Origin of the sequence: Neorhizobium sp. BT27B (genome assembly GCF_050455485.1) — a bacterium.
In the GTDB taxonomy this organism is placed as follows: Bacteria; Pseudomonadota; Alphaproteobacteria; order Rhizobiales; family Rhizobiaceae; genus Neorhizobium.
In genome coordinates this window covers 167,322-176,500 of record NZ_JBCIYT010000011.1, presented here as the reverse complement: position 1 = coordinate 176,500, position 9,179 = coordinate 167,322, and the positions used below count along the sequence as shown (strand labels likewise).

At 55.5% G+C, this 9,179-nt stretch carries 7 protein-coding genes; 5 read left to right on the top strand and 2 right to left on the bottom strand.

Annotation, left to right across the window (positions count from 1 at the left end; genetic code table 11):
- Together AAIH70_RS24755 and AAIH70_RS24750 are read left to right on the top strand one after the other, a co-directional pair.
- Nucleotides 1-279 (top strand): LysR substrate-binding domain-containing protein (locus AAIH70_RS24755; RefSeq protein ID WP_430036105.1); only part of this gene is annotated, 279 nt, incomplete at its 5' end.
- A 660-nt stretch (nt 280-939) separates the two neighbouring features.
- On the top strand, nt 940-2,394 hold the full coding sequence (locus AAIH70_RS24750) for an ATP-binding protein (protein WP_132280790.1): 1,455 nt from the start codon (nt 940-942) through the stop codon (nt 2,392-2,394).
- A gap of 421 nt (nt 2,395-2,815) precedes the next feature.
- Here AAIH70_RS24750 and AAIH70_RS24745 read toward each other — a convergent pair whose 3' ends face one another.
- A complete protein-coding gene (locus AAIH70_RS24745; RefSeq protein ID WP_165932162.1) occupies nt 2,816-3,712 on the bottom strand; it encodes a LysR family transcriptional regulator in 897 nt (298 codons plus the stop codon).
- Nucleotides 3,713-3,816: 104 nt separating this feature from the next.
- On the opposite strand from AAIH70_RS24745, the gene AAIH70_RS24740 reads away from it, so the two are divergent.
- A complete protein-coding gene (locus AAIH70_RS24740; RefSeq protein WP_132280793.1) occupies nt 3,817-4,494 on the top strand; it encodes a peroxiredoxin-like family protein in 678 nt (225 codons plus the stop codon).
- A gap of 37 nt (nt 4,495-4,531) precedes the next feature.
- Nucleotides 4,532-5,200, top strand: coding sequence for a glutathione S-transferase family protein (locus AAIH70_RS24735; RefSeq protein ID WP_132280796.1), 669 nt, complete (start codon nt 4,532-4,534; stop codon nt 5,198-5,200).
- 142 nt (nt 5,201-5,342) lie between these two features.
- Here the strand turns inward: AAIH70_RS24735 and AAIH70_RS24730 are convergent, their stop codons facing one another.
- Nucleotides 5,343-6,449: a Fic family protein gene (locus tag AAIH70_RS24730; protein ID WP_132280799.1), complete on the bottom strand. Its 1,107-nt coding sequence runs from the start codon at nt 6,447-6,449 to the stop codon at nt 5,343-5,345.
- Nucleotides 6,450-7,177: 728 nt separating this feature from the next.
- Between AAIH70_RS24730 and AAIH70_RS24725 the strand changes: the two genes are divergently transcribed.
- On the top strand, nt 7,178-9,013 hold the full coding sequence (locus tag AAIH70_RS24725; RefSeq protein ID WP_430036116.1) for a hypothetical protein: 1,836 nt from the start codon (nt 7,178-7,180) through the stop codon (nt 9,011-9,013).
- Nucleotides 9,014-9,179 lie beyond the last annotated feature (166 nt).

The window sequence follows — 9,179 nt, the reverse complement described above, 5'->3', positions numbered from 1 at the left end:
TTGGGGCAGCAGAACCTCAAGCGCGAGGTTGCTGTCTCCGTCACACACTTCCTATCGGTTCCCGAGATGGTCGCGGTGACCGATTATTGCGCAACATTGCCGCGCCTGATCTGCCGCAGCCTGGAGCGAGACCCGCGGCTTAAGGTCGTGGAAGCACCTGTCGATCTTGGAACATTCCCGGTCGAGATGGCATGGCATGTGCGGTATCGTCACGATCCCGCTCATCGTTGGCTCAGGGGTGTCGTCAGCGAACTTGCGAAAGACCTGGTATCGCAATAAGCCAATTCCGAGTTTCGCTCGTTCTCGCGAAAGTATCGCCTTGATGAGACTTGAACCGTCGTTGCAGCTGAAATGTTGCAGTAATGTTCAATGGGTTAGATCCATAGAAAGTCGCTAAGCCGCTGAGACTACGCCTTTTTGGAGACCGCGATCATTACGCGATAGTCGGATACAGCACTCTCACCCGCTGCTGTGGCATTCACATGATCGCAGGCTAGACGGCCAGCGATAGCACAAATGTCAAACAAACAGCTAAGCGAGAAGAGCGAGGCTGTAGAGCAGCGTTGTGCGCGTCATGTCTGCTTCCCTATGAGAAGCTGCATGAAGATGCTGAAGATGACATATTAAAAGCGCATACGGCCGATGGGCAATTTCAAGGCGATATAAACCGCCTACCGCTTTTGTATCTAAGTTATTGTTTTTAATAGGGTCAGCCCCTTACGCATGCTTAGATTCAGATATAACGAGGATAAAAGCGAACAGCCAAATTTGCGCTTAGCAAAGCAGCTGCAGCAGAGGCAGTTCAAAACGAGGATAAAAAACCTCTTCGACCGCCTTGCTGCATCGCTTTGTTTTTATTCCGAATTGTTGCAGGCCTTAATCGAAAAAATGATGCCGAAACCACCGAATCTGATATAAGGGGGATAAAAGAGGCCCGGCATGCCAATTCACGATCCCTGCGCACTTCTCAATCGATTGCTACAAGAGCCGGCCGAGAATGCATGGCTCGAGTTCAAGGTCAACAACAAGGATCCGCGTGAAATCGGAGAGTACGTGTCGGCGCTGGCGAACTCGGCAATGCTGCTTGGTCGAGATCGTGCCTTTCTCGTCTTTGGGATAGAAGACAGGACCAAGAGACGCGTCGGTACCGAACTCCGCCTGCAGCAACTAAAGCAGGGCAACGAGGATTTCACCAACTGGCTCGCCCGAATGGTCGAGCCAAGGGTGCTGATCGAGGTGCTGGACTGTGTGTGCGACGGCTTGGCTTACTCAATCGTCGCCATTGAACCTTCCTATGAGCGGCCGGTGAAATTTTCCGGTACGGAATTTGTCAGGATTGGCGAAAACAAGAAAAAGCTTGCTGAGTTTCCTGAACACGAACGTGCTCTCTGGATAGCGACTGGTCGAAGACGTTTCGAAACTGCGGTCGCGTTATCGAATGTAACGGCAGACGATATATTCGCGATACTGGATCCAGATCCGATTTATGATCTGACCGATGAGCCAAGGCCAAAAAATAATCAAGAAATCATTCGAAAAATGGTTGATGCAGGTTTCCTTCTCGACAATCTCGAGGGAAGGTTCGACATCACCAACTTAGGCGCAATTATGCTAGCGCGTGATGTAACGGTTTTCCCATCAATCGCGGGGAAGACGGTTCGCATTGTCAAATATTCTGGCCGTGACAAGTCCCGTTCCGACTTCGAACAGGAGGGAAGAAAGGGGTATGCTGTCGCTTTCACGGCAATGATGCGGTTTCTGATGGAGAGGCTGCCGAAGGATGAGCGGTATATCGATGGCGTTCGACGGATGGTGCCGCATTTCCCGGAAACCGCTGTACGCGAGGTTATTGCGAACGCTCTTATTCATCAGGACTTTATGGCAAGCGGCGTTGGACCGGTCGTTGAAATCTACGACAACCGCATCGAGGTTACCAATCCCGGCAACTCCCTAATCAACACCGATCGCATTCTGGACGAACGTCGATCAAGAAACGAAAAGCTTGCTGCAACCATGCGTTCTTTCGGACTGTGTGAGGAGCGCGGCGGCGGTCTTGACAAAACCCTTATAGAAATCGAAGCGCAGCGGCTGCCTCCCCCAGACTTCATCTCATCTGAGCATTCAATGCGTGTCGTACTGTTTGCGCCGAAGGGCTTCGGCCAGATGTCAAAGGCGGAAAAATTGCGTGCCTGCTTTTTTCATTGCGTCCTTCGCTGGCTCACCCACGATTACATGAGCAATGCGACTCTACGCGAGCGTTTTTCATTGACTCCGGAAGAGTATCAGGCCGTTTCCGCTGTGATTGCAGAGTCAATCAAACTGGGCCGTATTGCTCCCGCGGACCCGGATCAAGGCAAGCGCAATGCAAGGTATATTCCGTATTGGGCGGCATGATACTGCGATGCCAAAGTGAACAGAATAATTTAACAGCTCTTGAGCGGAATCGAACCATCGACCCAGCGGTAAGAGCCTGCGGAAAGAGGCCCTCCTAGTGACCAGCTATGGCGGGCATGCGTTGAAAACCTAATCAACCCAGGCTGCACCCGATTCCCGGAACGCGATCAATTTCCGTGCGATGATTTGTAACCACAGCCAGTCCCCACGAGTGGGCGTGTATCGCAGTTAATTGACGATGTGTACCAATCGGTGTTCCGTGACGCCAGTTCGGCCCCTAGTTGACCCGTATGATTTAATTGTGGTTCTGAACCCGGCTCAAAAACATCAACGCTTGCTTTACTCAGGCAAATGTCCGCTCGTGCGCGAAGCCATTCAATCGATCTGACAAAACCGGAAGGCGCCGAGAGCGGCGACGGCCTTACCCAATAGCCCCGAGCGACACTTCTAGATGATCTACGATCGCCCGCACTTTTGCTGACGGCCTCGGACCGGCTGGGAACACAGCGTATACTTCGGCCGGATCGAGCCGATAGGGCTCGAGCAGCCGCGTGAGCTTTCCGGTGCGCAGTTCCTCTCCCGCCATCACGCGCGTCCCCAGCGCGATGCCCATGCCCGCTACCGTAGCCGCCAGGACTCCTGCGGCTGAGTTGATCCACAGCCTTGCCTGGACATCGACGGATGTGACCGTCTTGTTGTGCGTGAACCGCCAGCTTTCTCCGCCGAACGAGCCATGCTGAAGGATGCAGTCGTGTTGAGCAAGGTCGGCCGGTGTCGCCGGGAGGCCATGAGCAGATAGGTAGCCCGGGGCTGCGATAACCAGTCGCTCAACCAACGCCAGCTTGCGAGCGCCGAAAGTCGAATCGTCCAAGCGGCCGACATTTAATCGGATGGCCAGATCGACCCCGTCCGTGATCAGGTTCTGCCGCGCGTCGCTCATAACCAGCTCCACCTTCAGATCGGGATGCCAGCTCAGGAATGGCGCCAGGGCCGGTATGATCGCACGTGTGCCATACATCAGCGGCATTGCAAGACGGATAACTCCGTGGAGTGAATCCAGGCCCCGCGTAGCCTGTTCGGCCTCCTCCATCTCCGCGAGCAATCGTTTTGCCTGCTCCAGGTAAAGTGCGCCGGCGTCCGTCAAAGAGATGCTGCGGGTGGTGCGCAGCAACAGGGTTGTTCCCAGGCGCGCCTCCAGCATGCCAACGATGCGCGACACCGAAGGCTGTGAGAGTTTCAATTCCCGCGCAGCGCGCGATAGGTTGCCGGTATCCGCCACGCGAACGAATACGGTCATCTCCTGCCAGCGATCATTCATTCGAAATCCAGATAAATGTTCTTTGAATTGAATGGATACACGCGTTCTCGCTGATCGCCTAATTTCCGGCTCACGGCACCTTCGCCGCGAAACGGAAAATTGACATGAAACTCCAGGACCAACTCGATGCTTTGCGTAACGACTTCGAGAACGGACGATTTCCGCTAGTTCCCACCCAGGCACAGCTGGATATAATGCAGCGTGCGACCCAGTCACTGATCGACAGCCATCAGGCCGACAATGCCCTGGAGGCGGGAGACACGGCGCCCGAGTTCACGCTTCAGGACGCCGACGGTAATACCGTAAGTTCGCGATCGCTGCTCTCCCAAGGTCCGCTGGTCGTGACCTTCTATCGCGGCGCCTGGTGCCCCTACTGCAACTTTGATCTCCAGGCTCTGGAACATGTTCGGCCCGAGATTGAGGCACGCGGCGCAAGACTGGTTGCGGTTTCGCCCCAGACTCCGGCAAACAGCCGCAAATCGCAGCACGACAACAAGCTTGGCTTCGCGATCCTCAGCGACACCGGCGCCACCATTGCCGACAAGTTCGGCCTGCGCTTCGCGCTGCCGGAAGACCTGATCGAGGTCTACAAGCAATTTGGCAACGACCTGCCGAAGATCAACGACGATCCGTCCTGGGTGCTGCCGATGCCGGCGCGCTACGTGATCGGGACGGATGGCGTGATCGCCTATTCCGAGGTCAACCCCGACTATACCCGGCGCCCCGATCCCTTCGACCTGCTGCTGGTTCTCGATCGGCTACGTGCGGGCACGCCCGCCTAATTACCCATATCATCGACCAAGAGAAGGAGTACTTACAATGGCTATCAAGATCTATGGTGATCCCGGGTCGGGCAGTCGGCGCCGCGTCACAGCAGCAGCAGGCGCGATGGGCATCGACATCGAGATCGTCAACGTCGATCTCTTCAAGGGCGAGAGCCACACGCCCGAGTTTCTGGAGCTGAACCCGCACGGCCTGTCGCCCGTCATGGTCGACGGCGACTTCATCCTCTACGAGTCCGCCGCGATAAACCTCTATCTCGCCGAAAAGGCGGGAAGCGATCTGGCTGGTAGGACGACACGCGAGAAGTACGAGATCCTCCAGTGGATGTTCTGGTCCGGCGAGCAGTGGCGCGTCTTCGCCACCCTCACCTTCGACGAGGTGCTTGCCAAGCGCTTCATGGGTCAGCCTGCCGACGAGACCATCGTGACGATGGCAGCCGACAAGCTTCGGGCAGCCGCTGCCGTGCTGGACGCGCACCTCGCCAAGCATAGCTACATCGTCGGCGACCGGCTAACGCTGGCCGACTTCGACATTGCCGGCCCGTTCTCGCAGAACGAGCGGACGAAGATCCCGCTTAACGAGTTTCCCAATCTGGTCGCGTGGCAGCAGCGCCTGCTGGATACGGTACCCGGTTGGACTGCCACCAAGCGAGAGGTCGATGAACGTATCGATAGTGCGCTAGAAGCGGCTGGCATAAAGCTTTGAGAACATGGCGCCGGTGTCAGCAGGACGGCGACCGGCGCCCAGTCAGAAGGCGGCCCCTTCGATGAACGACCGCCTTGATAGGATTCGAACAGCCGTTCGCCTAGATAATGACTTTGGTGGTGTTCATTGGAGTGGTAGCGAATTATTTCTGCAATGACAGTGAGTACCGAGTATGCCGACGTTCACCCGTACGCGTCAGTGCACCGATCTCCACGAGTTGCTGAAGGTCGCGTGTTGCTGTAGCGCGAGATGTATCTGTGATCGAGATATAGTTTTCGGCACTTAGACCTCCCTTGAAGCCAGCCGTGCCTTCCTTGAAGATGCGCGCGACTACCTTTTCTTGCCGCTCGTTCAGCTTGTCCCGAAAACGATCATAGAACTTTGCTTTCTGGATGAAGAAATCTACGCGCTCAAGCGTCGCCTGTTGAGCATCCAGGATAGTTTCTGAAAAGAAAATGACCCAGTCGGTGATATCAAGCGTGCGCTGGTGCCGCTCAAGCTCTGAGTAATAGGCCTTCCGGCGCTTCTCGATTGTGAAGGCGAGTGAAATGAGGCTTGGCTGCCCTATGTTTTGCGCTAGGGATTTCTCGGCGAGCGCGCGTCCAATTCGGCCGTTGCCATCCTCAAATGGATGTATGCTTTCAAAGTAAAGGTGTCCTACTGCGGCGCGCGTCAAAGCTTGAAGCGACGTTTGACCATCTGGCCCGGATTGATTGAACCATGTGCTGAAGGTCTCCATCTCAGCGGCAACCTGGCGAGATGGGGGAGCCTCGAAGTGGATAGTGGGTTTGTCCAATCGACCCGATACAATCTGCATGGCGTCTTCGTGCGTGCGGTAAGCACCAACCGTTTCAATATATCGGTTTCCGGCCATCAGCATTGAATGCCAGTGGCACAGTCCCTCATGACACAGCGGCCTATGCCAACTTCGATAGACATCCGCCATCATCTCGGCGATCCCCCGCTCTTGGGGGCGGATCTGTCTATCATCAGTGTTTAGCCCGAACTGCCGGCGGAGTGATGACTGGACACTCACGCGGTCCAGAAATTCCCCCTCAATCTCTGAGGTCTTGACCGCTTCGTCGCTCAGCAACTCAATGCGAAGTTGGTTGCTGTCGTCATCGTTGAAATGTCGAACAGCACCGATAACCTCGCCGGCGGACTGCAAGAATTTCTGCTCCAACGATATCAGGCTTGCGGTATCGTATCTGAAGTTTGGCCAGTCAGTGTTTTGCCAGTTCCATTTCATGAGTTATAGAATCCCTCTCTATAGCTCATAATTATTGCTGGAAATGAGCTATTGCAAGCCCGTCTATCGCTCAGCACCACAATCTGCATCTCTCCATTCAAGAAGCAGCGATCGACAGCTGACCTCTTGCCCTAAACATATTTTGTTAATGGGCGCCCCCTATTTCCGATCGCCCTCGGCACTGGTGCCGAGCGAAAAGGGATAAGCATGACCAAACACGACCTTTCATCACGACATTTCAGCGAAAAATTTCGGAATTCTGCGAGCTTCGTATCGCTCCAGTCGCATCCAGGCGGGTGTTCGAAAATATACGGCCCTATCTGGCCAGTTTGATCATCTACCGCAAATCGCCCCCGCTTCTGAATGGCCATATCGACTGGAAGATGATCGGTCAGGCCTGTGGGATCGAAGCCGAGTTAACGGCAGAACTCAAAAAGCAGGTCCGGCCAGGCTTGGATGCAATCATCCGCTGGCTCGGCGCACCACCAGCTACCGAAGAACGACGACCACCAAAGCCGACAGTTAGCACGGGTAAAATGACGCCCGCCAAGAAGGCAGCTTCCGCACGCTCCGCCCGACAGCCACAACGCGCGGCGATCGCTGGCACCTTTGTCCGGTCTGCGTCAACATCGCCCGGCCCAGCACCAAAACCGATAAGCCCTTTCCCAGAAGCACTATTTGAAGCGACAGAAGATCCGGCGAGCTTTCAGGACGCATTGGTCTACCATATGCGTCGGTTCGGCGACACCTATTGGCAGCTTTACCGCGCCGTTGTTCATCTGAATGAGACCTTCGACAACAAGACGCTGCTATCCTGGATCCACGGAGAGCGCGTGCCCCGATCTGTTGCCAGTTTCAACATACTCCGCCGCATTGAGCGACGCTATCGACTTTCAGAGGGATATTTCAAAGAGAAACTGCCGCATCAGGCACGCTCGCTGTATGGTCACGATCTCGGTGACATCAGCCCAGCTGAGCGTCGACGGATTTCACTGCACCTGCCCGAAGACTTCAACAGCCTGCCCTTTACCAAGCGCGAGGAGATCCTCGATTGGGTGCGCCGGGTGATCATTTCCGGCTCTACGGAATATCGCCGCTATCAGGCGGCGGCCAGCAAGCAGCGATATGCCATCCGATTTCCCGGCGTCACCTATGGCAGCAGTTTTCTTTCCTCTCGGTCATTGGCATCGGCGGCCGGCACCAATCAAAACGTTGCCGTAGAACTTGATGACCCTAATCTGCTCTCCGGCATTGTCGACGCACCGCCGAGACTTGCCATGGAAATGGCTGATCTCATCCGCTTCAAGACTTCGACGCTGACGGCGATTGGGTTCCAACGGAACGGCGTCTGGGGTGAAGAAACGGCCTCCCAGAAGATTGAGCACCTCGGCTTGATGTTTGGTGCGCTTGCTGCCTCGCCAAACGGTGTCGTGAGGGGTTTCGGTGTGCCAGTCAGCCAGTTAAGCTTCGGCCTTCTCGTCTTCCCTGGCGTTTGGGACTGGTATCTGCAGTGGCGGGAACAGCGACGTGGCTTCTACACCAAGTGGGAAGAAGACATGCTGATGGTCGCCCAAGCCCTATCTCGCGCGGAAGTCGGTTGGATCCGGCAGCATCCGGAGCTGCTTCGGAATGTCAGGCCCATTGCGGGCTTGATTGAGCAGGAAGAAATCGATTTCGCGGCTCGCGATTGGCATGGCGCCTGTGATGCGTTTCACCGACATGCCGCTAACCGTTCCAAGGAGATCCAGCGAGTGATGCGCGTGCATCGCGATCCATTTGAACCGATCATGTGTGTACTTGAAGCGGACAGCCCGCTGGCGGAATATCGTAAGATCACGGACGAGATCGTGAGACACATGCCGGATGAGAAGAGATATCCACGACCGGCCGCCGAAGCCGTTAGATCATTCCTATTGCTTCGGCTGGGCCTGCACCTTGGGCTCAGACAGAAGAACCTTCGCCAACTTCGTGTCTGCCCCCGTGGACACTATCCGACGTCAGAACGCCGGCTGGAGGATATGAAGTGCGGTGAGCTGCGCTGGAACGACCGCGATCATGGGTGGGAGGTACTTATCCCATCGGTCGCGTTCAAAAACTCTGGCTCTTCTTTCTTCGGACAGAAGCCGTTCCGGTTGATTTTGCCCGACCTTCTCGATCTCTACAAATACCTTGACGCTTACATCGACAGGCATCGTGGAGTTCTGCTTGGCGGTGCGAAAGATCCCCAAACGCTATTCGTCAAGACGGTGAAGACGACCAGTATTGATGCTGCTTACAATTCGACCACATTCTACGAGGCTTGGCGGACTGTCATCCAACGTTACGGCATCTATAATCCCTATACCGGACGGGGTGCGATCAAGGGCCTCCTTCCGCATGGACCGCATAACCTGCGGGACATTCTTGCGACGCATATTTTGAAGCAGACCGGATCCTACGAGCAGGCGAGCTATGCCATTCAAGATACGCCCGATGTCGTGCAGCAGCACTACGGCCGCTTCCTTCCGCAAGACAAGGCCGCACTGGCCGCCAAGATCCTCAATCAGGTTTGGGAAGCTGCGTAAGATCGAATGAGATGCTCGGCTCGGACACTCAGAACATGTTGCATCTGGGCCGAGCGTCCTCGTCTCCGCCTTGAGCGGAATCGAACCGACGTCCCTAAGTTCCGCTCAACACTAACGCGCTGACACGCATGCTTTTTTAAAACTCTCATGCGCAGAGTGCCGGGCG

Bases quoted from the DNA above. Each gene is read 5' to 3' on its own strand.
- AAIH70_RS24735 (WP_132280796.1), top strand. From the start codon at position 4,532: ATGGCTATCAAGATCTATGGTGATCCCGGGTCGGGCAGTCGGCGCCGC.
- AAIH70_RS24730 (WP_132280799.1), bottom strand. From the start codon at position 6,449: ATGAAATGGAACTGGCAAAACACTGACTGGCCAAACTTCAGATACGAT.
- AAIH70_RS24725 (WP_430036116.1), top strand. From the start codon at position 7,178: ATGCGTCGGTTCGGCGACACCTATTGGCAGCTTTACCGCGCCGTTGTT.
- AAIH70_RS24740 (WP_132280793.1), top strand. From the start codon at position 3,817: ATGAAACTCCAGGACCAACTCGATGCTTTGCGTAACGACTTCGAGAAC.
- AAIH70_RS24745 (WP_165932162.1), bottom strand. From the start codon at position 3,712: ATGAATGATCGCTGGCAGGAGATGACCGTATTCGTTCGCGTGGCGGAT.
- AAIH70_RS24750 (WP_132280790.1), top strand. From the start codon at position 940: ATGCCAATTCACGATCCCTGCGCACTTCTCAATCGATTGCTACAAGAG.